This window comes from Shewanella sp. Choline-02u-19, assembly GCF_002836205.1.
Taxonomy (GTDB): Bacteria; Pseudomonadota; Gammaproteobacteria; order Enterobacterales; family Shewanellaceae; genus Shewanella.
The window spans coordinates 22,396-44,725 of sequence record NZ_PJBE01000012.1 but is presented as its reverse complement, the minus strand read 5'-3'; the positions used below and the strand labels follow the sequence as shown (position 1 = coordinate 44,725).

General features: G+C 43.6%; 20 protein-coding genes. 9 read left to right on the top strand and 11 right to left on the bottom strand.

Features of this window, described 5'->3' with window-relative positions; genetic code table 11:
• Window positions 1-297 precede the first annotated feature (297 nt).
• Entirely contained in the window at window positions 298-2,457 is a 2,160-nt protein-coding gene (locus tag CXF83_RS02235; RefSeq protein ID WP_101090125.1) for an MGH1-like glycoside hydrolase domain-containing protein, read from the bottom strand.
• A gap of 141 nt (window positions 2,458-2,598) precedes the next feature.
• Window positions 2,599-3,189, bottom strand: a complete 591-nt coding sequence (locus CXF83_RS02230; protein ID WP_101090169.1) for a YhgN family NAAT transporter — start codon at window positions 3,187-3,189, stop codon at window positions 2,599-2,601.
• Between the two features lie 240 nt (window positions 3,190-3,429).
• Between CXF83_RS02230 and CXF83_RS02225 the strand changes: the two genes are divergently transcribed.
• A complete protein-coding gene (locus CXF83_RS02225; protein ID WP_101090126.1) occupies window positions 3,430-4,968 on the top strand; it encodes a metal transporter in 1,539 nt (512 codons plus the stop codon).
• 65 nt (window positions 4,969-5,033) lie between these two features.
• Window positions 5,034-5,783 carry an NRDE family protein gene (locus CXF83_RS02220; RefSeq protein ID WP_101090127.1) on the top strand — a complete coding sequence of 250 codons (750 nt, stop codon included), beginning with the start codon at window positions 5,034-5,036 and terminating at the stop codon, window positions 5,781-5,783.
• Window positions 5,784-5,834: 51 nt separating this feature from the next.
• On the opposite strand, the gene CXF83_RS02215 is transcribed toward CXF83_RS02220, so the two are convergent.
• Complete coding sequence (locus CXF83_RS02215; RefSeq protein ID WP_101090128.1) at window positions 5,835-6,257, bottom strand: YybH family protein; 423 nt, start codon at window positions 6,255-6,257, stop codon at window positions 5,835-5,837.
• Between the two features lie 133 nt (window positions 6,258-6,390).
• On the opposite strand from CXF83_RS02215, the gene CXF83_RS02210 reads away from it, so the two are divergent.
• A complete protein-coding gene (locus CXF83_RS02210; protein WP_101090129.1) occupies window positions 6,391-6,942 on the top strand; it encodes a lysophospholipid acyltransferase family protein in 552 nt (183 codons plus the stop codon).
• A gap of 67 nt (window positions 6,943-7,009) precedes the next feature.
• Window positions 7,010-7,630, top strand: a complete 621-nt coding sequence (locus CXF83_RS02205; protein ID WP_101090130.1) for a LysE family translocator — start codon at window positions 7,010-7,012, stop codon at window positions 7,628-7,630.
• 331 nt (window positions 7,631-7,961) lie between these two features.
• On the opposite strand, the gene gltS is transcribed toward CXF83_RS02205, so the two are convergent.
• Together gltS and CXF83_RS02195 are read right to left on the bottom strand one after the other, a co-directional pair.
• On the bottom strand, window positions 7,962-9,185 hold the full coding sequence (gene gltS / locus CXF83_RS02200) for a sodium/glutamate symporter (protein WP_101090131.1): 1,224 nt from the start codon (window positions 9,183-9,185) through the stop codon (window positions 7,962-7,964).
• 165 nt (window positions 9,186-9,350) lie between these two features.
• Complete coding sequence (locus CXF83_RS02195; protein WP_101090132.1) at window positions 9,351-9,500, bottom strand: DUF2986 domain-containing protein; 150 nt, start codon at window positions 9,498-9,500, stop codon at window positions 9,351-9,353.
• A gap of 789 nt (window positions 9,501-10,289) precedes the next feature.
• Here CXF83_RS02195 and CXF83_RS02185 point away from each other — a divergent pair.
• From CXF83_RS02185 to kdsB, 4 genes are all read left to right on the top strand, one after another.
• On the top strand, window positions 10,290-11,369 hold the full coding sequence (locus CXF83_RS02185; RefSeq protein WP_101090134.1) for a glycosyltransferase: 1,080 nt from the start codon (window positions 10,290-10,292) through the stop codon (window positions 11,367-11,369).
• Window positions 11,370-11,631: 262 nt separating this feature from the next.
• Entirely contained in the window at window positions 11,632-13,242 is a 1,611-nt protein-coding gene (locus CXF83_RS02180; RefSeq protein WP_101090135.1) for an aldolase catalytic domain-containing protein, read from the top strand.
• Window positions 13,226-13,882, top strand: coding sequence for an HAD family hydrolase (locus CXF83_RS02175; RefSeq protein ID WP_101090136.1), 657 nt, complete (start codon window positions 13,226-13,228; stop codon window positions 13,880-13,882). The genes CXF83_RS02180 and CXF83_RS02175 overlap by 17 nt, the downstream gene beginning before the upstream one ends.
• A 30-nt stretch (window positions 13,883-13,912) precedes the next feature.
• On the top strand, window positions 13,913-14,632 hold the full coding sequence (gene kdsB / locus CXF83_RS02170) for a 3-deoxy-manno-octulosonate cytidylyltransferase (protein ID WP_101090137.1): 720 nt from the start codon (window positions 13,913-13,915) through the stop codon (window positions 14,630-14,632).
• A gap of 51 nt (window positions 14,633-14,683) precedes the next feature.
• Here the strand turns inward: kdsB and CXF83_RS02165 are convergent, their stop codons facing one another.
• The 5 genes from CXF83_RS02165 to CXF83_RS02145 are packed head-to-tail and all read right to left on the bottom strand — an operon-like array spanning window position 14,684 to window position 20,078.
• On the bottom strand, window positions 14,684-15,691 hold the full coding sequence (locus tag CXF83_RS02165) for a glycosyltransferase family 52 (protein WP_157822890.1): 1,008 nt from the start codon (window positions 15,689-15,691) through the stop codon (window positions 14,684-14,686).
• A gap of 4 nt (window positions 15,692-15,695) precedes the next feature.
• Window positions 15,696-16,760 (bottom strand): CDP-glycerol glycerophosphotransferase family protein, encoded by a 1,065-nt coding sequence (locus CXF83_RS02160; RefSeq protein WP_101090139.1) that lies wholly within the window; start codon window positions 16,758-16,760, stop codon window positions 15,696-15,698.
• Between the two features lie 29 nt (window positions 16,761-16,789).
• Window positions 16,790-17,875: a glycosyltransferase gene (locus tag CXF83_RS02155; protein ID WP_101090140.1), complete on the bottom strand. Its 1,086-nt coding sequence runs from the start codon at window positions 17,873-17,875 to the stop codon at window positions 16,790-16,792.
• The gene (locus CXF83_RS02150) at window positions 17,872-18,957 is read right to left on the bottom strand and encodes a hypothetical protein (RefSeq protein ID WP_101090141.1); all 1,086 of its coding nucleotides are present in this window, start codon (window positions 18,955-18,957) and stop codon (window positions 17,872-17,874) included. The genes CXF83_RS02155 and CXF83_RS02150 overlap by 4 nt, the downstream gene beginning before the upstream one ends.
• Before the next feature lie 59 nt (window positions 18,958-19,016).
• A complete protein-coding gene (locus CXF83_RS02145) occupies window positions 19,017-20,078 on the bottom strand; it encodes a glycosyltransferase family 9 protein (protein ID WP_101090142.1) in 1,062 nt (353 codons plus the stop codon).
• 84 nt (window positions 20,079-20,162) lie between these two features.
• On the opposite strand from CXF83_RS02145, the gene CXF83_RS02140 reads away from it, so the two are divergent.
• The gene (locus CXF83_RS02140; protein ID WP_101090143.1) at window positions 20,163-20,897 is read left to right on the top strand and encodes a 3-deoxy-D-manno-octulosonic acid kinase; all 735 of its coding nucleotides are present in this window, start codon (window positions 20,163-20,165) and stop codon (window positions 20,895-20,897) included.
• A 42-nt stretch (window positions 20,898-20,939) separates the two neighbouring features.
• Here the strand turns inward: CXF83_RS02140 and waaA are convergent, their stop codons facing one another.
• Window positions 20,940-22,211, bottom strand: a complete 1,272-nt coding sequence (waaA, locus tag CXF83_RS02135) for a lipid IV(A) 3-deoxy-D-manno-octulosonic acid transferase (protein WP_101090144.1) — start codon at window positions 22,209-22,211, stop codon at window positions 20,940-20,942.
• Window positions 22,212-22,330 lie beyond the last annotated feature (119 nt).

The window sequence follows — 22,330 nt, the reverse complement described above, 5'->3', positions numbered from 1 at the left end:
AAGCGCTCCTCTTATTGCTGCTTTGTACTGCATAATCATTTATGCCCACTCGAATGCTGTCACTCTGTTAATAATCAGACCGCATTGTTGCAAATAAGTTTTCATCTTTAGCTATCTATTTTAGGAGAGTTTGCAGTAAAAGACCTAAACCACAGAATACGGCTAAAAATACTAGTCACAAAATCAGTGCCAATAAGTATCAATATATATAGCCCAGCCCAACATAACGCAGTCAAATTGCAGAGCTTCCATCGTTAACATAAACGATGGAAGCTCTAAATATCGAAGGATGAATACTTACTCAGGTCCGCTTAACCAAGCATCGTAGATGAGCAATAGCACCGAGGCTGACCAACTAAAGTTAGTACAATGCAAGCCTTCACCAGTGATTGGATGATAGTTTTCGCGAATAGGACTTTGTCCAATAATCCCCTCGCCTTCGGTCACAAGTTGCAATGCTAATCTTTGCGCCTGCTCGTGGTAACCATAGCGAGCGATACCTTGTAAGCCAAACAAAGCTTGATCGAGCCAGACAGGGCCGCGCCAGTATTGCGCTGCGGCAAAATGAGGACTGTCGGCACTGACGGTTGGAAATGGCATTTTGGTGCCAAACTGCTGTTGATTCAAATGACGGTCAACAATGATTTTTGCTTGCGCATTCGATGCTGCACCCGCCCATAATGGCAACCAACCTTCGACTCCTTTGCCTTTATCGATCATCAACTCGCTATCCGTTGCGGTATAGCGAATATCGTAGAAGAACCCCGATTCTGGATCATACATCTGCATCTGGATCTGTTTGGCTAGCCGCTCTGCTTCAACATCCCACTTTTGGACATCTGCATCTAGCTCAAGCACCTTTGCCATCTGCTGTAAAAAGCGCTTCTCCGCATAAAGATAGGCGTTAAGATCTACCGACTCCTGCGACACTGAATAGCCCACCACTTTGCCACCTTGACTGTTTTGCCACACTTGTAAGCTAGCGTCGGCATCAAACCTGGGGGCATTATCCATACCAGACTCCCATGCAGCAGCCTCAATAATGGCCTCGACATTGAGCTCGCCATCATCATTAATGTGCGCAGGGTGAAGATTGGCACCATACTCCGCCAGACCATTATCATTATTATCACGGTTGCGATACCACCATTGATGATAGGCAACAAGTTTCGGGTACATGCTGTTAATGAACTCACGGTCACCATCTTGCTGATAGATCTGCCATACCGCCCATGCAGCTAACGGCGGCTTGCCATTGCGTTCGTTCCAATTTCCGCCTTCACCACCACGCTCTGAGTCCTGATTATAGAAAATAGCATCGGGCAAGCTTCCCGCATCTTGTGGCCGTACTTTGTCTTGCTCTGTGTACTGGTAATCAAACATCGCCAGTACATTTGATTTAGCTAACTCAGGCTCAAATCGTGCCACTGCAACCGCTTGCTTCCAAGTATCCCAAGCCCACACGCCATTAAACCACTTATAAGTGATTGAGGGGGTAATACCATCATGCAGCAGTGCACCTGCGGGGCTGCGCCAGTTATGTATGATGGTTTGCATACTCTTGACTGCAAGCTGACGTGCCGTTTTATCGCCACCGACTAATAGCTTGTCCATTCTGCTTTGCCAGCGTTGTCGGTTGTTTACTAGCTGTTGCTCTATCTGTTGCCAATCGGGATCAGTATGCGCTTGTGCCTCTTTCTCGTTATGAAAATAACGCTGTGCGCTTTTGAATAAATAAGATTGCTTGGCAGCAATCGTGACAGGTTCAGCAATGGCCAAATAACCCGACTGGGCATTAATTCTAATCGCCATATCACGGTCAAACCAAAGCTGATATTGGGCATCCGCGAGTTGCATACGCCATGTTTGCATCACCGGCTTAAAGTGCCAGCTGATATGATTTGCGCTCGATTCAGTCTCAGAAATGAGCGAGTGTTGTGGTTGTTCTGGGTGACTGGCAAAAGGTTGGCCACGCCATACTAACTGCCATTGCTGATCGCGGTTTGAAAGATTTGTCAGCTCAGTCATCACCGTTGCAGTGCGGTTGTCGCTATAACTCAGTTTCAAACTGACTTTTATATCTGACCATGTATAGGTTTGAACCAGCCCATCGGGCTGGCTGTGAATATCAATTTTGGCGGCACTATCAAAAGATAAGAACTTATCAGTAGTGACGTTGATCAGCTGTAAGCGTTGCAAACTATCGCTAAGGTGCAGACTATACTCTTGCGCAATAAACAGCGGCCCGGTGAAGCTGCCATAGTACTCAGCAGAGTTGGGCAGATGAAAACCATGCCATGCGCCTTGATCGACATATACAGAGCCTATGCTCAAGTTACCTTTGTTATCTCGCTGCTCCATTGAAGTTGGCACTCCCTGATAAGGCAGCAAATTTTGATAATCAACAGAATCGATGGAGGTCAGACTTGCAGCACAAAGCAGTAGGCAGGTAATCATGATTGTTATTATAATTTTTGAATATTGTATTCAGAGTATTACAGGCTAGTATTTGTTCTGCAACATTTGTATTTCACGATTAAGTCCTACGATGTTGATTGGCGTAACGGCAAGTGACACCAATCAAGATAAGAGTTGTTGCTAGAGTGCCTTCATATAACTTGCAATGCCATCGAGGAACATCTGCACCGATATCATCACTAGCACCATGCCCATCAGCCGTTCTACTGCCGTTAAACCTTTTTCTCCTAACACTTTAGTAAAGACTTTATAAAACAATAGAATGATGGCACTTAATCCCCACGCGGCAAGTAATGCAACGGTCCAGTCCATCATTCTGCTGCCATCGGTATGAGCGAGCAAGATGAGCGCCGCCAACACCGAAGGTCCCGCCATCAATGGAATAGCCATTGGCACAATGAAGGGCTCTTCACCTGCTGCCAGTCCGACAACGCCACCAGGCTGTGGAAAAATCATTCTAATGGCGATCAAAAACAGAATAATACCGCCCGCAATACTCACTGATTCTGAACGTAGGTTAAGGAAATTAAGGATCGCTTCACCCGCAAACAAGAACAACATCATAATAGCTAATGCAAAAAGCAATTCACGGATCAACACGCGACGACGCTTTTTTGGCTCGATGTGCCTTAAGATGGAGGCAAATATGGGTAAGTTGCCCAACGGGTCCATAATGAGAAATAGCATGACTGCCGCTGAGAAAGTATCCATTGTATCCATTGCTTGGGTGACGCCTAATGACTTGAAAAGAAGATTATTCTAGTATGTTTTACAGTAAAGCTAACAAAAAGTTATAAAATATTTGCACTCGTCAACAATACATTAAGAATTAACATGAATTTGGCCGTAGTTATATATCAATGTAAATTCGGCTTATCGCTCTGCTAATTACCCTTAACACTGGTATACTGTGGCGCTTTTTCGCACTCGCGGATTTTAAATGGGTTCCCTATGCTGTATCTCTTAGCTAGCTGTATCGCACTATTATTAGGACCCTTGTTTTACCGGTTTTTTTCATCGGGAACGGGGTTACAAAAAGGCCTAGACGGATTCATATTCGTTTCACTGGGCGGCTTAGTGCTGATCCATATTTTACCCGAACTTTTAGAGCACGGTGGCTTTCTGGCTATTGTGTTTGTCATCATTGGTATTTGGGGGCCCACGCTGAGCGAACGCTTATTTCATCGTTACTCTGAAGTCACCCATAACCTGACCCTTATCCTTGGTGTTGGTGGATTACTGCTGCATACCATTACTGATGGCGGTGCAATGATTTTGGCCCAGCAAGACGGTAACTCACCGCTGCTTGCCCTCGGTATTATCTTGCATCGCTTGCCTGTTGGTGTCGCTATCTGGTGGCTGCTAAAGCCTCAAGTTGGCAGCCGTTGGGCGATGTTAGTTTTGACCGGTATGATGCTGCTAACGGGCATTGGCTACTTTGCTGGCGAACAGTTCTTGTCGCATCTAAGTCTGGAAAATACGGTTTATTTACAGGCGTTTGTTACAGGTTCCATATTGCACGTTGTGTTGCATCAACCCCATGGTCAACCCAATACAGATAAACAGGGTCGATTTGAGTACCACGCGGGGATAGGAAGTTTACTCGGTATCGGACTGCTCTTTCTGCTATTAATGATGGACTCTGGTGGAAATGATCATCAGCACAGTCATTCAACTGAACATCTATTGGATTGGATGCTCACCATTGCGCCGATCTTATTACTCAGCTATGCCGTTGCGAGCATTCGTTTTTACTTTGGGCTAACACCTCAAAATAAGGCGCTCGGTCAACGCTGGTTACAACGACTACTAGGCCCTGAAGCGATCATCATTACCGGCTTGTTGCTCGGACCTATTTTCGCGCTCATCCAAGCGATTTCAGTCGTTTTGATAGGTGCGTTGTTAACTTACTGCAAAGTTGAACCAACAGATCCCCATGACTCATTGCCAACCTCTGCGGTGCGTTTTGGTTTTGCCCACTTAGTTGACCGCAGTGCGCCTTGGATTGTGCTTAGCCTTATTTTAGCCAACTTAATTGGTCATCCAGCAGTGCCTTTATCCAACCCAATAGTGCAAGTTGCTGTATTACTATTGGTGTTTTTACCGATGCGTTTTTGTAATCTCGGCGCCGCGGTACTATCACTTTCATTGGCTTATAGCGGCTGGACGACAACAGCAGTAATGTTGCCATTAATTGCCGCACCCATTATCAACTTCGCGCAGTTAAAGTTAATGGGTTGGCCACAAAGAGTGGCCTTGTTTGTTCTCCTCTTCGGCTTACTTGCCGTTATTGAATGGATCCAACCGCAATGGCAGGCATTGGGGCATTTACCACACCTACTCAACAGTATGAGTCTTTGGGTGGTTGCCGCCTTGTTTGCAGCCAGCTTACTTCGCTTAGGCCCGCGTAAATTTATGAGCCGACTCATGTTACTTAAAACGAAGCCGCACGCTCATGAGCACAACCACGACAATGGTCATCATCACTAAGCCAGAATAGCTTTTCTTGGGGATGAGTATTAGTCTGTACTCATCACTCCATTTTATTCTGGCTTATGTGCATTCTATTTGTCGCCCTCGAGGCGCACCCTGAATACCCACTGATTATTTGCGCCAATCGTGATGAATTTCATCATCGCCCGACCGAACCCGCTCATTTCTGGCCCAGTCATGACCAGCTACTCGCAGGCAAAGATCTAGAGGCGGGTGGCACTTGGCTTGGTGTTAATCAACATGGCATGGTTGCGGGGTTAACCAATATTCGCGACCCTGAGTTAATTCAGTCAGATATGAGAAGCCGCGGGGAATTAGTCCTAAATGCGCTAATGGACGGTGGCATAGATGAGCCATGGTTAACACGTTATAGCCCATTCTATAATCCATTTAACCTGCTATATGGCGATGAACAGGCGCTATATTGTTTTGATAGCCGTAGCCAACAACTCATGCAACTTACGGCTGGATTTCACTCTATCAGTAACGGCGCACTTGATGATATATGGCCAAAAATGTCACGCGGTACTCAAGCGATTCAAGCGCACATAACCAATAACAGTATCCCCTGTATTGATTCGCTGTTGGCCATTATGAAGGACGGGACACAGGCTCCAGATGCCGAATTACCAAAAACAGGGGTAAGTTTAGAGTGGGAACGCCACCTTTCATCGATCTATATTCACCACCAAGAGTACGGTACCCGTTCAACCAGTATTATTCTGAAAGACAAGCATGGAAAAGTGCAGTTTTCTGAAGTGCGTTATGATGGCAAAGGCAGGGATCTAGGCCGGGATGATTTTACCTTATAAGCACTCTACACCCTAGGTGATGACGTGTACCACCATCTATAGGCTTAGTGACTAATCAGAAGTGTGATCATGGGTTATCACCCAGCGATCATCTATCTTCTCTACTAACAGGGTAAAAACACCATTGGGATTATCTTTAGCTCGCTCAAGCGCCCAGCGGCCAACAACAATCGCCGCATAATTGCTCAACATTTTAGTTTCTTTGATAGTGAAAGTCAGCTTACCCAAGGTTGCTTTATCTGGGTAATGCTTTTTATATGCAGCAAGGGTTTCTTCCCAGCCATAGCGAAACTTGCCATTAGATACAAAGCGCATTTTTTCGTTATGCCAATAGCCTTGCATGTATTCGTCTAAGTCCCCCTGGTTCCAAGCTGCTGCTTGTCCAGCCAAAACATTAGCAATATCATCCGTCGGTACCGCATTCGCGTTAAATGCTAAACATAGTAGTAAAACGCTGAACCCTTTTTTAAACATGACTCTCTCCACACTATTGCGTGTACTATACCCAAACACCATTCAGGCATCTTATTACCCATTATGGCTGTTCATTGGTAAAAGTCACAGAAAACAATAATACTAAGAATAAAGCTAGGGCGGTTTTCATTACATGTTTCAATCATTTTTCAAATTCTTACTCAAAGCCAGCGGCTGGAAAATATCGGGTGCATTGCCAACCGATCATCAATATATCGCTATCGTCGGTCCGCATACCAGTAATTGGGATTTTGTCATTGGCCTAGTCGCGCGTGGCGCTATGGGAGCCAAGGTTAACTTTTTGGGTAAACATCAGCTTTTTATTCCGCCTTGGGGTTGGTTCTTCCGCGCAATGGGCGGCACGCCCGTAGACAGAAGAAAGAATAATAACTTGGTCGATGCCGTCGTTGAGATCTTTAATAGCAATGCGAACTTTAGCTTAGCACTCGCACCTGAAGGTACACGTAGCCCAGTAGCACGTTGGAAAACGGGGTTTTATCATATCGCCAGTAAAGCTCAAGTCCCCATCGTCACTGTGGGGTTAGATTTTGGCAGTAAGACCGTTGTCATTCCTGAAGGCAAAGACACCACCGATGATATCCAACAAGATATGGATAATATCATCGCTTTCTATCGCTCCATTAAGGGACGTCATCCCAAAGTGATCCCTGATTTCCAGCGCTAAGCATCATTGCCTAAAGATAATTTGCCCGCTATAGTGCAGCCAGATCCTAGACATTGTATAAAATATTATGATTTTTGATACTTGGCTGCTGTACCTTTTCGCCATTCTGCTTATTGCTATCTCCCCCGGCACTATGGCCGTGTTATCGATGGGGCACGGTATTCATTATGGTAAAAGCCGCTGCTTAGCGACCGCTTTAGGTAGCGTGACTTCCGCACTCATACTGATGATGGCATCCGCCGCGGGTTTAGGTGCGTTATTAAATGCAACAGAGTATGGCTTCACGATATTGAAATGGTGTGGTGGCGCTTATTTACTCTTTCTAGGCATAAAACTACTGCTCACCAAAGCTGATGGGCAAGGCCTCAAGCTAGCGCAAGCAAAAGGAAATGGAGCGCCTCTGCAGCTATTTAAACAGGCCTTTTTAGTCGGGATAAGCAATCCAAAGGATCTACTCTTTTTTGCTGCTTTATTCCCACAGTTTATCGATATCACCCTGCCGCAAGGGCCACAGTTAGCTATATTGGCGCTAACCTGGGCGATAGTCGACTTTAGCTTCGTTATGATTTATGCGTGTATGGCAAATGTACTTGCGCCAACACTAAAATCCAGCAACAAACTGCATTGGTTTGATCGCACCAGCGGCGGGGTATTTATTACCCTCGCCGCCATTTTATTGATCCGTTAAATTATACCAATTCCACTAAAGATGTGATCAATTCAGAGCTTTCTCAGGGCTTTCAATTCAAGGCGCATTGTGGAAGAAATGGTTATTCCCTTTTAAGACCATGCAACGCAGCAGTGAATCTCCTGAGAAGCTCACTGCGTGCGGCTGATGTTTAAGGCATAGGAAATCCCTTAACACAGCGCATGTGGCTTTCGATATACGCCTGCATGGATGCAGAAGGTAGAGCGAAGCAGGATGCTAGAGCCGAGAATAACTATTAGCTACAACCCACGTGCTTCTCTAAAGTGATTTAAATTCCCGCTGAATGACCAACTATTTAATGGAATTGGTATTACAGGATAAAGCCAATATAGCCCTGCAGCACAATTAGATTAACGATATCGATAAAAAACGCACCCACAATCGGCACTACCATAAATGCTTGTGGAGAGGGGCCATTTCGAGACACTAACGCCCCCATATTCATCACTGCCGTTGGGGTTGCCCCCATACCAAACCCGCAATGACCACCCGCAATAACGGCAGCATCATAATTCGAGCCCATCAATCTAAAGGTGACAAAATAAGCAAAAAATCCGAGCACTATTGTTTGCACTAATAAGATAATCAGCAGAGGAATGGCCAGATCAAAAATCTCCCATAGCTTTAAGCTCATTAATGCCATCGCTAGAAACAGTGATAAAGAAACGGTACCCAATATATCTACACATTCACTATTGGTTTTATACCCGCGAGTTAATTCGGTAAGATTGGTTATCACCACACCAAGAAACAATGCATAGACAAAGTCAGGCATTTTTAACCAGCGGATCTCAAACACCGATACCAAGTGCTCAATCCACCTAGCACCCACTACGCAAAGTAACAAAATAAACAAGGTCTCCATGACGCTTTTGGCGGTGACTCGGTCCTCTTCAAGCTGATCATAGGTAACAAGATCGGGGTGATCTTTATGATGATTTCCCCCTATGCCATAAGATGATACCAGTTTGTTTTTATCAATTAATCTCTGTGCAACAGGGCCACCAATAATCCCGCCCATGACTAGACCAAATGTTGCGGCGGCCATCGCAAACTCTAGCGTACTCATACCATAATTGTCAGAAAACGTTTGTGCCCAAGCGGCACCAGTACCGTGACCGCCTGATAACGTAATAGAGCCTGCAACCAAGCCCATTAATGGTTCTAAGCCTAATGCTGTCGCTAGACTCACGCCGACGGCATTTTGAATAACAATGTAGATGGAGGCTATGCCAAGGAAGATAAACACCTTCTTGCCTCCTTTAGCTAACAGCTTATAGCTTGCAGCCAAGCCCACCGTACTAAAAAACATTAGCATTAAGGTGTTCTGCATCGGCAAAGAGAACTTAAGGGTAATATTCTGAAAATGTAAGGCGGTGGTAATGGCCGCAACCACTAACCCACCGATAATGGGTTCTGGAATGTTGTACTTTTTAAAGAAACCCACATGGCGATTAACACTATGCCCGATAAATAGCACCATTATCGCGACCAAAAATGATTCTAGTTCCCCGATTGAATATACGATATCCATGAAACTCCTATCCGTTACATCGGCTTCGCAGTTAGCACTGCTAAGCTAAAATTAGCCGAGCATTCTGCCATATCTATTAGGGTAATTAATATTAGCTGAGTCCGAAATATGAATATTCATGTAATAAAACCACATTTTTGAGCAATAATTACTCTACGCCATCTCTTAGAGAGCCTTTTCCGCTACCTCTAATGCTTCCAAACGATCTCTTTCAGCTTTAGAAACGTATTTTGGTTTGTTACTAGTATTCATTTTGGCGTTGGCTTTTTTAGCCTTACCCATAAATTTTTTGGTGATTTTTTTAGTGCGGTTCATTGTATTACTTTAGTATAAATTCATGTGATAGATTATAACTTAAAATCGACATATCTGTTTTTATGAACCAAACATTTATCCTTTTGTGGCTAAAAAGGAATGCTTATTATCTTGCTATTGCAGCGTGGCTTACCAATTCAGTTTTCCCGTGTAGCATGGTAATCTAGACGCCTTAAAAAGGTGCTTATAGCCCGTTTTATATTAGGCCAGGTTGATCTTTCGAGCTTAGTTTTTGTTCGAATTCAATCATTTTAGTACAAGGCTTGATCGATGATGCATAGCTAGCTAAGCGGAAAGTTCTACATAGTGATGAAATATTACCAAAATCATCTGCGGAGCAAAGGTTTGCCTCAGCTTGGTTTTCAAAACGGTATCCTCATATAACACCGTTATCAAATCGATCTGAGCGAACATGAACTTTGGTTAAAAGTATTAATCAACCATATTCTTGTATTAGATGCAGAGGTGGGAGCTGTTGAAAGGCTCAACATTTTAAAGCACAGAGCTAACGAGTTGAGTCATCGCGAATGGTATATTATATATGGAAAATATTGCAGTAATAAATTCAATCTAACTGACATCAACGTCTATATGACGACTTGGTTATATAGACAAATAAAGCTTCCGGTTGAAAAGTTTAAGTTTAAGTTTAACTTAAAGCAACTGAAGAAAAATCACATCAACTAAGTCACAGCTCTAGCAACATACTCATGAGTATGGTGCCACATATAGAAGTGTTTAGGTATAATCTCCCAAATAGTCAATGATGAATCATTTAAGAGCCCTAAAATGAAAAAAGTAGCAATCTTCTGCCATAATCTCTTTGCCAACGGCACTGTAAAAGTAGCACTAACTCAAGCAGAAGTTTTGCAAGAGGCTGGCCAAGATGTACACCTCTTTATTTTCAATGAAGAAGGTGACTTTACTCCCCCTAAAAACGTCACCATTCACTATGTTTTTAAATCACAGAAGTCTCTGTCATTAGCAGCTCAAAAAAATAGGCTGATACAATGTGTGCAGAACATTGAAAACAGCGAGGGGGAGTTTTCACTTTTTTTGTGTAACTCCACCGATTGCGATATCGTCGTCAATGGTTGTGACTTTGATCCTTGTTACTATTTTTGCCACTGCGCACTCCAGCAAGAGCTCATCATGGAGTTAAAACGCGGACCAATCCATTTCTTACGCCGCTGGCGAAAAGCAAAGGCACTTATAGGCAAACGCATTATTACGGTTTCGGAAGGGATCGCTGATGAACTTAAGGCGACTCGTTGGCTGAAGCCTAAAAGCGTGCAGGCAATATACAATCCATTTCGAATAGATGAGATAAGAGAAAAAGCCAAAAAGGAAGTCGATGGGCTACCGAATGAGCCATTTATGATCCATATCGGCCGAGTAACCCGACAGAAGCGCCTAGATATTCTCTTCCAAACATTAAAGTTAATGCCAACAGCTCCTCGATTGGTACTGTTAACCAACCGTCCAGAGAAAGCCCGTAAACTAGCCAAAAAATATGACGTTGAAAATCGTATTATTACACCAGGATTCCAAAGTAACCCTTATGCTTGGATAGCCCGAGCTGAATTGATGTTGCTCAGTTCAGACTTTGAAGGACTGCCGACCGTGTTGATCGAATCACTTATCTGCCAAACACCCGTCGTGAGCACTCGCTGCCCCCATGGGCCTAGTGAAATTTTAACTGGAGAACTGGCACAATATTTAGTCCCTAGACGTCAACCCGAGTTATTAGCAGCATCGGCATTAGCATGCCTGCAGAAGCCACCATTACTGGAAAACCTACCGATCCTCGATGCTGTGGCTAGCCAATATATCGCAAAGCAATATATTGCGCTTTGTGCTAATAACTAAATGGTGTACAAGGCTACCAAAGCTTCACTCTAGTGGCCTTTTACTTACTTTAAAAACAAAATCAAGCAACGTAAAAGCAGCAATTAATCAACAAATAACTTACTGTTTAAGCTCAAGAAACGTGATGATTTTTATGCGATAATATTAAGCATGTTTTGTGAATTAACCATTGATACGCTGATAGATATCTCTTTTTCGTATTTCATAATGAAATACACTCTCAGCTCTTCGATTACTCCAGCTTTTAACCCGTAGGTGAAACATGTATATTCTTGATTGCACACTAAGAGATGGCGGCTATTACAACAATTGGGATTTCTCTCCAGAGGTAGTAACAGCTTATTTAAAAGCAATGGCTGTAGCAAAAATTGATTATGTGGAGTTGGGGCTACGTAATTTTCCTAAGCAAGGTTTTGACGGCCCATTTGCTTACACCACTGAAGCTTTTATTAAAGGCCTTAATTTACCGTCAGGTCCAACCTACGGTGTAATGGTCGATGCTAAAACCATTCTTGATGCACCTATGTCGATTGAACAAGCTGTAGATGCATTGTTCGTTGATGCAATTCAAAGCCCTGTCGATCTTGTTCGTGTTGCAGCCCATTTTCATGAAGTCGAAAACTCTGAAGCCATCGTTCACGCCCTCAAAGCCAAAGGCTATATCGTGGGTTATAACTTGATGCAAGCAGGTGGTAAACCTGACGCTATAATTGCTGAAAAAGCAGCAATAGCGGCTAAGTGGAATGGCCTAGATTCGCTTTATTTTGCAGATTCTCTCGGTAATATGGATGCAGAAGAAGTCACTCGTATCGTCAAAGCCCTTCGCACTCAATGGCAAGGTGATATTGGCATCCATACCCACAATAATATGGGTAAAGCTCTCGACAATACTATCACCGCAAAAAACCTAGGCGTGACCTGGTTAGACGTCACTGTCACAGGTATGGGCCGTGGCGCTGGTAATGCGCAAACAGAAAGTTTACTGGCTGTCATAGATAGTAATACAACGCCATATCAACCTTCTGCCGTTTATGAACTGGTTATTCGCCATTTCGAGCAGATGCAGAAAGACTATGGTTGGGGTAGCAGTTTACTGTACTTTCTTGGTGCACAAAATGATGTACACCCAACTTACATCCAAAACCTCATCTCGAATAAGCATTACGGCACCGAAGAAATAGTAGGCGCCATAAACTACTTAAGCCAACTTGAAGGTACAACGTCATACAATGGTGACGTGATGGAGTCAGCCATTTCTTTCGACACTTCCACCAAAGCGATATCTGGTACCGATAAGTTACTGGGCAAATTCAAAGATAAAGAAGTGCTTATTATCAGTAATGGCCCAAGTCTTAAGCGCTACTTACCCGCAATAGAAGCTTATATCCAAGATCGTCAACCTATTGTTATTGCGATCAATGCAGTAAGCACCTTGGCATCAAAGTTCGTTAATTATTACTGTGTGTCTCATAACAGTAAGTTCTTGTCTGAACATGATGTTTATAAGAATCTGCAGCAACCTCTGATCATGCCAGCACACCGATTTACGGATGACGAGCTTAGCAATGTCTCTAATAAATTCTTTGATTATGGCTTAAATATTGAAGCTGATGAGTTTATTGTTACTGATAACTATTGCGCTGTACCTTATGATCTCACTGCGGCTTACGCACTCGCAATAGCAGTGCACGCGCAAGCTACGCATATTTCGCTTGTCGGTGTTGATGGTTATGAGCGCGGGGATATTCGTCAAGCAGAGATGATTGACTTGTTGGCGAAATTCAAAGGTTTTGCGCCAACACTGCAGATTACAGCACTGACGCCAACAAGCTATCCAATCCAACAAGGCTCTATTTATGCACCCAATTTATAATTACGATCTATATATTTTTGATTGTGACGGGGTCATTTTAGATTCAAACGCACTTAAAGTGCAGGCGATGAAGGAAGCACTTGAAGCGCTTTCTTTTACTCCTGAGCTAGTTACTGAGTGCGTGACCTACTTTGCCAATAATTTTGGTAAGTCTAGGTTTCATCACATAGCTCATTTTGTTAATGACATACTTGAGCTCAAAGATGATCAAAAATCAACAATTGAAGAAAAAATACTCTGTGATTTTTCTTCTCAATGTAAGGCACTATATCTAACAGCAAAGCTCACTCCCGGCTTCTTAAACTTAATCCAAGCGCTGCCTGGACAAAAGTTTGTCGCCAGTGGTTCAGAGCAAAGCGAACTTCGCTCTGTATTCAAAAGCCGTGGTCTCGATAAGTATTTTGTTGATATTTTTGGGTCTCCCACACCAAAAGCCCAACTACTGGCCGACATTTTACAGAGCCAAGCACACAGCAAAGCGCTGATGATTGGCGATGCAGTGTCTGACTTTGATGCCAGCCAAGCCAACAATATTGATTTCATCTGCTATGTGCCATTTTCGAACGTGCCGCTGCGAATGCAATCACTAGCTAATGAACATCAGTTTGAAGTTATTGAGCGTTGGCCCCAACAAATATAAATCAATAATTAGAAATTGGATCCTCATAATATGAAATATGCAGTCGTCATTCCCGCTCGCTACCAATCAAGTCGCTTTCCGGGCAAGCCTTTAATCGATATCTTAGGAAAGTCGATGATACAGCGTGTTTGGGAGCGTTGCTGCACAGCCGTTGGCCAAGATAAAGTCTATGTTGCCACTGACAGTGATAAAATCCAGTCAGCGGCTGAACAGTTTGGCGCTCAGGTCATTATGACTTCATCAAACTGCCTAACCGGCACCGATAGGCTTGCGGAAGCTAACCAACAGTTAGGTTGTGACTTCGTTATCAACGTACAAGGTGATGAACCGTTAATCGAGCCTAACGATATCCTCAGTGTGATAAAGGAATATCAGCGACAACCAGAAACGGTGATAAATGCTATGTGCCCTATCACTGCTGAAGAGGAGTTTCGCTCTTTTACGGTACCAAAGGTGGTGGCCAGTAAAACAGGGAACTTACTCTATATGAGCCGTTCACCTATTCCAGTTAGTAAGACTAATGAGTTTTCATTTGGCTTTAAGCAGGTATGTATTTACGCCTTTTCTAAAGCTCATTTAGAGTTTTTTGCATCTCATCAGCAAAAAACGGCTATTGAGCAAGTAGAGGATATTGAGATCCTACGCTTCTTAGAAAATGATATTTCGGTTCAGATGATTGAAGTTGCTAGCTCCAGTATTGCTGTCGATGTACCAAGCGATGTCGATAGAGTGATTAAGGCGTTAAATTAACGTGAGAGGTTGAGAGGTAGGCAGTAACAAGTATCACTGCCTATTGCCAAGCTACAATTTCATATTATTGATACGATCAGCAAGCTTTTTAGGAAATTCAAAGTACGCTGGCGCTCTCGCGTAGATGACTTCGTCACTATAATTTCCGAAACAGCTACAAGCGGTAGAGTTCAACGACACCACACGATGAACTCTAACGTTTAACATAGTAATTAACTCACTTGGAAAACTGGAGTTCAATATAACTGAATCAGGGAAATACTTGTTATAGTCCGTTGTTTCTCGAGGGTGGGGTTTAATCACTAATTTCAACTCATCCATACCGAGCTCTTCAATCAACATCTTATAACCGCGAATTTTTTGGGCCTCTGTATAGGCGAAATCTTCACTCCAAGGTTGAGTAAATAACAGGTTGAACTGGCTATTAATAGAGTCAAAAGCTGTCGCATCGATACCGAATACATCTAATATCTCTGTCTTTTCCACACTCGTTTTTTCCAGCCAAAGTTTAAACATATCAACAGAACTAATTTTAGATTGATACTCTTCTTTAGCATCTATTTCTGCCGCAACAATGAACTTCTCGACACGAGATATTCTAACGGGTTCTTTTAGAACCAGTAGCTTAGCTAACGCATTTGCGAAACCTCTATTTCTTGCACCAAGCGTTAACTCATTGCGAGTTGAAGTGCCATCCTCTATCTGAACTCTAGGCACAGATACGAGCCAGTTATTGATATCTTTAACGTTTCCAATACAGGTAGAATAAGCATTAAAGAGATTTTTCTGTTGCAGTTTTTTCTGTACATAAACCAATGGATTCTGCCCTAATCTAGGCATTGGCTTCGGCATATACTCTAAGCTTTCATCCAGTACACAGGCATACTTTTTCAGCCTGTGTAGGCTATGCACAGACATCCTATCGCCAAAAATCAAATAGTCCCTTTTTTTCCAATCACTATCACAAAGCATAAACAGAAATAGACTGTAATAAGTATTCTCGAAAACAAGTACTTTTGCATCATCATTGATGATCGTTGTCATATTAAATTTTGACATAAGTTTATAACTTCCAGTAACCCAGCTTCTTGCGCATCTTGAAATGACGCAACAGATTAGCGGGTTTAGGTTTAAGGTCATCGGTACCTTGTGCAATCAATTCATCTACTGCGGTTAAGACACGCTCACTAGACAAACCATCACGGTACGGGTGGATATCATCACAATATTGCTCAATTTTCGCCATCAACTCCGCAGGTTTAGCTAAAACTCGTACTAATGCAGGCTGAATATCTTCAATATGATCGACATTCACTAGATGTGAACGTTTAGTCTTATTATTAAAGGTCACCACAGGTTTACCCTGCAATAAAAACATAATCAATATCGATGAAGTATCACATAGCATCACATCGGCAGCTTTCAATAACGGCAACACATTATCGGTTTCAACGAAGGTCAGATTCTCATTCTCGAGTGCTTTGTATTTTTCAACAATCTCTTGGCTCATTTTGGGGTGAAATTGCACCAACCAGCGCCAATCCCCCTGCGTCGACATCGCCTTAATCTGCTCATAAACTGCAGGTGCGCAGGATAAACTACGAGAAAATGTCGAACAAAAGAGGATAACAGGTCGATTATCGCCCTCTACAGCGTAGGGCTGTGGCAAATCTCCTTTAAACATGGGATCTAGTGTTGGCCAGCCAGTTTCAGCCACTTTAAACGTAGCAAACCTTTCAGCCAACCGAATAAATGGCAAGGTGGTAGCGGGACCTTGGGTGCAGTAAAGGTCAAAACAATCGCGTATTTCAAAATGGTCTTCGCGGCCTTTATGGTTCATTTTCCCTGCATTAAAACCATGAAAAACGCCCACTTTCACGCCAGGGATAAAATTGGGAACCACGTTGCCTGGAACCAGAACCGCATCAGGCTGCCAAGCTTGTACTTCTGTAACCGTGGATAATCGCTTTTCGGTCGGCTTCAGAAATGAGGGGTTCACTTCATCACCTTCGAAAAACCAGCACACCTCATCACCTCTCGCCCTAATTGCGCTCTGCAACGGCCTTAAGATGGCATAGGAATAACTTTGTGCGATATATAATAGATAACGCTTGCTGCTTGAACTCACAACAATTCCCCCCGAAAACGTTTCAATGTTTATTTAACCAAGGCCAGATATTCTTGAGCAATACGTGCTGCACTTACTTTTGCCAAAATATCAACTTCTACCAATGACGGCGGTGACACCAACACTTCATCCAACTTAGTTGCCAATGCCTTTGGATCACGACGCGGGACTAAGAATCTTGCGAGCTCTCCCGTCAAAATCTCACTCGGACCATGAGGACAATTAGTACTGACCACTGGCGTTCCACACGCTAGCGATTCAATTAATACCGTAGGTAACCCTTCAAAATCAGAACTCAACACTAAGGCTTTGGCATTGGCTATCCACGGAAAGGGATTTGGTTGAAACCCCGGAATAATCACCCGCTGTTCAACCCCATACTTCTTGGCGGCTTTTAATGCCTTTTTAGGGTTATGACATAAGAGTACAACGGGTATTTGGCTTTCCATTTGTGCGATGGCCTGAAACAACACATCGTGGCGTTTCTGCTTTACGTAACGTCCAATATGGATCAAGTAATCGCTATCAGGAATGCCCTCTGCTTTCTGTTGAGAAAGCGCAGTGATGTCGTCAAATCCAAAGGGGTTATAGATACACTGAATCGAAGCTGGTGCGATCCGCTTTGTTTGCTTTATTTCATTAGCAATACCCTGAGATACCGTCACCAAATGATGGCCATTTAAAGCCTTTTTAGCCCAAAGCTTCTTTAAAAATGCAAACGGGCCTAACTTAGCGTGTCGACTTAGCTCCTCTTCAACAGAAGCATGTACCACGACAAACAACGGCGACACCTGGGTTTTGGTCATTAATCGATTGGTTTTATCTAAATTGGACAAAAACAGATCAAACTTTCCGACACTCGATTCAATTTGCTTAATTTTATTTGTCAGCTTTGCAACAGCAGGTGCCAAATTCCAAAATCGATTAAAGTCTTTATCTTTTTTTTCAAAACAGACATGCACTGGTAAGCTATCAGGTATATCGAAAGCAACATCATCTGTCATAACTAAGAAATGTGGCTCATGCCCCATCGCTGTAAATTCGTTAGCAAGCGTTAACATCACTTTTTCTGCGCCGCCACCAGCCAAACTGTCAATTGCTATTGCAACTCTCATTGCCAAGCTCCAAATTTAGAATGAAATAAATCGCTTATTATAGTCATGCCAATATCTAATCCGTTTTCACAATCACACATCGCAAGTGCTGACTGCAGTGCGAGTTCATTATCTGTTTTAATTAACGTTATTAAGTGCTCAGTCATCAGTTGTGCATTTAGCTCAGAACTTATGGTAAAACCAGCCTCTTTACAGACTTTAACGCGATAATTTTGATCTTTAGCGACTGCGATAGATAAGGTCACTTTCTTTAGTGCTATAGCCTGTAATAACGTATCACCGCCACTTAACACGGCCACTTTTGCTGCATCAAGTAGATCAATTAGCGCTTCATGACTGAGCGTTTTAATCGCGATAACGCCTTCAACTAAGGGAATGTCATGGGGGTAACTCGGTCCGTACACAATCACACAAGGGATTTGTGTGGTCTGGTAAATACTCGCGGCCGCTCTCGCAAACTCTTCGATCGCGTAACCATTGCCAATTTTGTGTCCACCAGAGCCTGCGTTTAGCAAAATAAAGTGCCCTTTAGTTAAACCATAACGGGCTAACGATTCTGCTTGTCTATGTTCACTAGGGTTAACAAAAATGGGCCCAATGACTTTAGGTTCTGCTTTCGCTATTAATTTTAGTTTTAGTTGATCTAACCAACTAATATCACCAATAACAAATTGAGGCTGCACCACCCAATGGCTATCCGTCACCCGCGCACGCAGTATTTTCATGCCTCGACTGCGCTTACGCTTATGCTGACTTATAAATATGACTTTGCAACCCAACTTATTGGCATGAGCTAATTGTGAGCGACGACCCGATGCATCAAAAATAACAAAGTCAGGCATATAGTAAGAGATGAAGTCATTCACTGCTTTAATGTTTTTTGTAGGGGTATCGTCTAAAAGCGCCACAGGATATGGGCACGTTGAAGAATAAGGCGCGTGGCGACTCAAAATAAATTGAATATGAGCCTCCGGCCAGCGTTGCTTCACCTCATTGGCGACAATCAACGAGCGCATATACTCCCCAACGCCTTCAGCTGAAGACACAGGGACAAACAAAAACTTTGGAGCAGATAGGGTCATTGATTTACTCATCAGACGACAAAAGCAAAATGCTAGCGCATCATACTAACAAAAAACCACTAGTCCTGTTTATCCAACAACAAATCTAGTTCGCAAATAACGCTGTCAACACTAATTAATTCCATCAAGTGCGCACCTTTCGCTCTCATCCCCCACGGAATATCACCTTGCTTTTGCTCGGCAATAACCTGCTGATAAACACTGACAACTGAATCTAAACAGGTATAAGGACCTGTTCGGCCAGGATTTGAATGTGCATACAGCCCAATGACTGGCGTCCCTTGGGTTACCGCCATATGAGCAGGGCCCGTATCAGGCGCGAGCACGACACTCGCCTGTTTCAATATTGCTAAAAGTTGCAACAGTGAGGTTTTACCCACTTGGTTTTCAAGCTCAGATTTAGCCGCAGTTTGAATATTATCAGCAAGCACTCGCTCAAGTGGTGTCGGTCCGCCACATAAGATGACTCGATAGCCCTTCTCCACAGCATGATCCGCCACTGCCGCATAGCGCTCAGGTAACCAGTTACGTTCGGCTTTACTCGCGGCAGCGCAAATAACCAATACCGAACTGGCGTTTGGGATAAGCGCCTCGGCAAACTCAGTATCAGCTGCTAACACAGGAATATTCCAACATGGAGTAAGATCGGTAACGCCAACAGCTTTCGCAAATCCCATAAATCCTTCAAGTACGTGCGGGGTGGATTGTGGCTTAATTCGGTGATTAGTCACTAACCACTGACCCTCTTTTGCTCTAAATCGATCGAAGCCGATACGTAATTTTGCCGATATAGCCAAAGATGCAATCGTCGCCCTAAGGGCTATTTGCATGTGCAACAACACATCAAACTTCTTGCCTTTAAGTGCACGCTTTAAATTAAAGTAGCTGCGCCAGCCTTGCGATTTATCAAAAATGACAAACTCCACCCCAGGGAGGTGTTTTAATAGCTGATATTCAATTTTACCCAGAATCCAAGTAATTTGAAGATCAGGATAACGTCGCTGAATCGCTTGCACCATCGCCACGGCATGGCATACATCGCCAATGGCGGATAGCCGCAGCAAGCACAAAGACTGAGCATTGGTTAAATCTAGCGGTTCGGCGTGGTTACTTGGGCTCATAATGCTCGAAGGTTGTTTGGCGTAATCTACCGATCTTAATGTAGAATGGCTGCAGGTTCCACGCTTTAGCGTACAATTCTATCTATGAAGTTTAAAAAAACAGCCACTGGCAGCATCACTTATTGTGAACAAACACCTCAAGAAATTGAAGTCACTTGGTTTGATGTGGATTTTTGGCGTGGACACTCCGCGGTAACTGGATCATCTAAAGGCCGTTATACCACTTGGTTTGTCGATGCCAGCAAGCTAGATCCCACGCAGCAGCAGTGGGTACTGCGCCATTATTATCGTGGTGGACTTATTGAAAAAGTCAGTCGTGATCAATATTTTTTCACCAGCCTCAAAAATACCCGTGCAGTCGCTGAACTCACTTTACTCGAAAATTTATACCAACAAGGGTTTCCAGTGCCCAAACCCATCGCTGCTAATGTAGAACGTAATGGGCTGTGGTATCGCGCGGACTTGATAATTGAGCGAGTGGATGGAGCTGAAGATTTAGTCGCTAGGTTAAGTAAGACAGCTATGACCGCTGAGCAATGGCAATCTTTAGGGCAATGTATTGCTCGTTTTCATCATCACGGTGTATACCACGCCGATTTGAATGCTAAGAATATACTCATTACCGCAGAGAAATTCTATTTAATCGATTTTGATCGTGGTGAAATAAGAACGCCTAAGGCGAATTGGCAACGCGCCAATTTAGACCGTTTACTGCGTTCATTTAGAAAAGAGCTGGCCAAATTGCCACAACTGGCCTTTACCGAGGCTGATTGGCAGCACCTGCATAGAGCTTATCACAGCGCATTAGCCAGTAAGTAAGCAGAGCCGTACATCGCTTACTTACACTTAATGCAATTGGCATTAAACGTTACGATTAATCAGTGATTCAACCAGCGCAAACTGCTTTTTCAGCGCGCCTCGGTTGTCTGCGACCACTTTCTTAGCAGCATTGCTCGCTATTGTATAAGCCTGCTTATTGCCGAAAAATTCAATTAACATCTGAGCTAATGGCTCACTTGCATCAACAATTTGCAATGCACCTTCATTTTGTAACAGCTGAGTGATCTCTTTGAAGTCCCAATGGTGAGGCCCTACAAAAACAGGTAAACCTACCGCTGCTGGCTCCAAAGGGTTATGTCCCCCTCCCTCGATTAAAGTGCCGCCGACAAAAGCTTGATCGCCCGCGGCATACAACGTCAGTAGTTCCCCCATCGTATCGCCAACGACAATTTGTGTTTGTGCTGTCACATCATCGTTAAGGCTACGTCGAGCCACCAGCATATTGGCTTGCTTTACGGCGGTAACGGCGGTATCAAACTGCTCAGGGTGCCGCGGCACCATCACCATCAATGCTGTTGGATAGTGCTGCATGACTCTTTGATGCGCTTGTAGCATTAGCTCAAACTCTCCAGGGTGAACAGACCCCGCCACCCAAATAGGCCGATGCTCTGCTTGCCAGCCCTCACGCACAGCCTTCGCGGCTTCAATGCGTGCGGGTGCCACATCTAACTCAAATTTCAGACTGCCACATACCGTCACCTTGTCTTTGTTGACACCGAGCTCAATAAAACGAGCTGCGGCTTGCTCTGACTGAGCAGCGATTGCATCTAAGCTTTGTAGCATTGGCAAGTTCAAGTGGGGGCGTTTTTGATAAGCATCAGCAGATTTTTGCGATAATCGAGCATTGGCCAGTAACACTTTGCTGTTATTACACTTTAGATAATGAATTAAGTTGGGCCAAAGCTCTGTTTCCATAATGATGCAGGTTTTCGGTGCCACTTGCGTTACAAACCGCCTGCTACACCAAGCCAAATCAAAGGGTAAATAACAATGCTGTACCTCATCACTAAACGCGCGTAACACTGCAGCAGATCCTGTTGGGCTGGTTGTTGTTACCGTAATCGTTAAGTGTGGGTAGTTCGCTTGGATCTGTTTTATCAACGGGATCGCCGCGATGGTCTCTCCCATTGAAACACAATGTAGTAACAGATCAGTTTGTTGTAAGCCTTTAAAGCCAAATCGTTCATTCCAACGACTGCGGTAATCGGGGCTTTTAAAAGCACGTACAGCGAGGTAGACCAATAACAGCGGCAAAATGAGGTAGAGCAAAGCGGAATAAAGGCTGCGATTCATGAATTTTTTTACTTTAGTGATTTTTACTTGAAGAATGACATCAATGCTAACATGATAGTCATAACTTAACGTAGATGCATAATCGCGAATATGTAGAGTTGCTCTCGCATTTTAGATTG

Bases quoted from the DNA above. Each gene is read 5' to 3' on its own strand.
- CXF83_RS02225 (WP_101090126.1), top strand. From the start codon at position 3,430: ATGCTGTATCTCTTAGCTAGCTGTATCGCACTATTATTAGGACCCTTG.
- kdsB (WP_101090137.1), top strand. From the start codon at position 13,913: ATGAAATATGCAGTCGTCATTCCCGCTCGCTACCAATCAAGTCGCTTT.
- CXF83_RS02180 (WP_101090135.1), top strand. From the start codon at position 11,632: ATGTATATTCTTGATTGCACACTAAGAGATGGCGGCTATTACAACAAT.
- CXF83_RS02195 (WP_101090132.1), bottom strand. From the start codon at position 9,500: ATGAACCGCACTAAAAAAATCACCAAAAAATTTATGGGTAAGGCTAAA.
- CXF83_RS02155 (WP_101090140.1), bottom strand. From the start codon at position 17,875: ATGAGAGTTGCAATAGCAATTGACAGTTTGGCTGGTGGCGGCGCAGAA.
- CXF83_RS02145 (WP_101090142.1), bottom strand. From the start codon at position 20,078: ATGAGCCCAAGTAACCACGCCGAACCGCTAGATTTAACCAATGCTCAG.
- CXF83_RS02165 (WP_157822890.1), bottom strand. From the start codon at position 15,691: ATGTCAAAATTTAATATGACAACGATCATCAATGATGATGCAAAAGTA.
- waaA (WP_101090144.1), bottom strand. From the start codon at position 22,211: ATGAATCGCAGCCTTTATTCCGCTTTGCTCTACCTCATTTTGCCGCTG.
- CXF83_RS02215 (WP_101090128.1), bottom strand. From the start codon at position 6,257: ATGTTTAAAAAAGGGTTCAGCGTTTTACTACTATGTTTAGCATTTAAC.
- CXF83_RS02140 (WP_101090143.1), top strand. From the start codon at position 20,163: ATGAAGTTTAAAAAAACAGCCACTGGCAGCATCACTTATTGTGAACAA.
- CXF83_RS02210 (WP_101090129.1), top strand. From the start codon at position 6,391: ATGTTTCAATCATTTTTCAAATTCTTACTCAAAGCCAGCGGCTGGAAA.
- CXF83_RS02235 (WP_101090125.1), bottom strand. From the start codon at position 2,457: ATGATTACCTGCCTACTGCTTTGTGCTGCAAGTCTGACCTCCATCGAT.
- gltS (WP_101090131.1), bottom strand. From the start codon at position 9,185: ATGGATATCGTATATTCAATCGGGGAACTAGAATCATTTTTGGTCGCG.
- CXF83_RS02150 (WP_101090141.1), bottom strand. From the start codon at position 18,957: ATGACCCTATCTGCTCCAAAGTTTTTGTTTGTCCCTGTGTCTTCAGCT.
- CXF83_RS02220 (WP_101090127.1), top strand. From the start codon at position 5,034: ATGTGCATTCTATTTGTCGCCCTCGAGGCGCACCCTGAATACCCACTG.
- CXF83_RS02230 (WP_101090169.1), bottom strand. From the start codon at position 3,189: ATGGATACTTTCTCAGCGGCAGTCATGCTATTTCTCATTATGGACCCG.
- CXF83_RS02205 (WP_101090130.1), top strand. From the start codon at position 7,010: ATGATTTTTGATACTTGGCTGCTGTACCTTTTCGCCATTCTGCTTATT.
- CXF83_RS02175 (WP_101090136.1), top strand. From the start codon at position 13,226: ATGCACCCAATTTATAATTACGATCTATATATTTTTGATTGTGACGGG.
- CXF83_RS02185 (WP_101090134.1), top strand. From the start codon at position 10,290: ATGAAAAAAGTAGCAATCTTCTGCCATAATCTCTTTGCCAACGGCACT.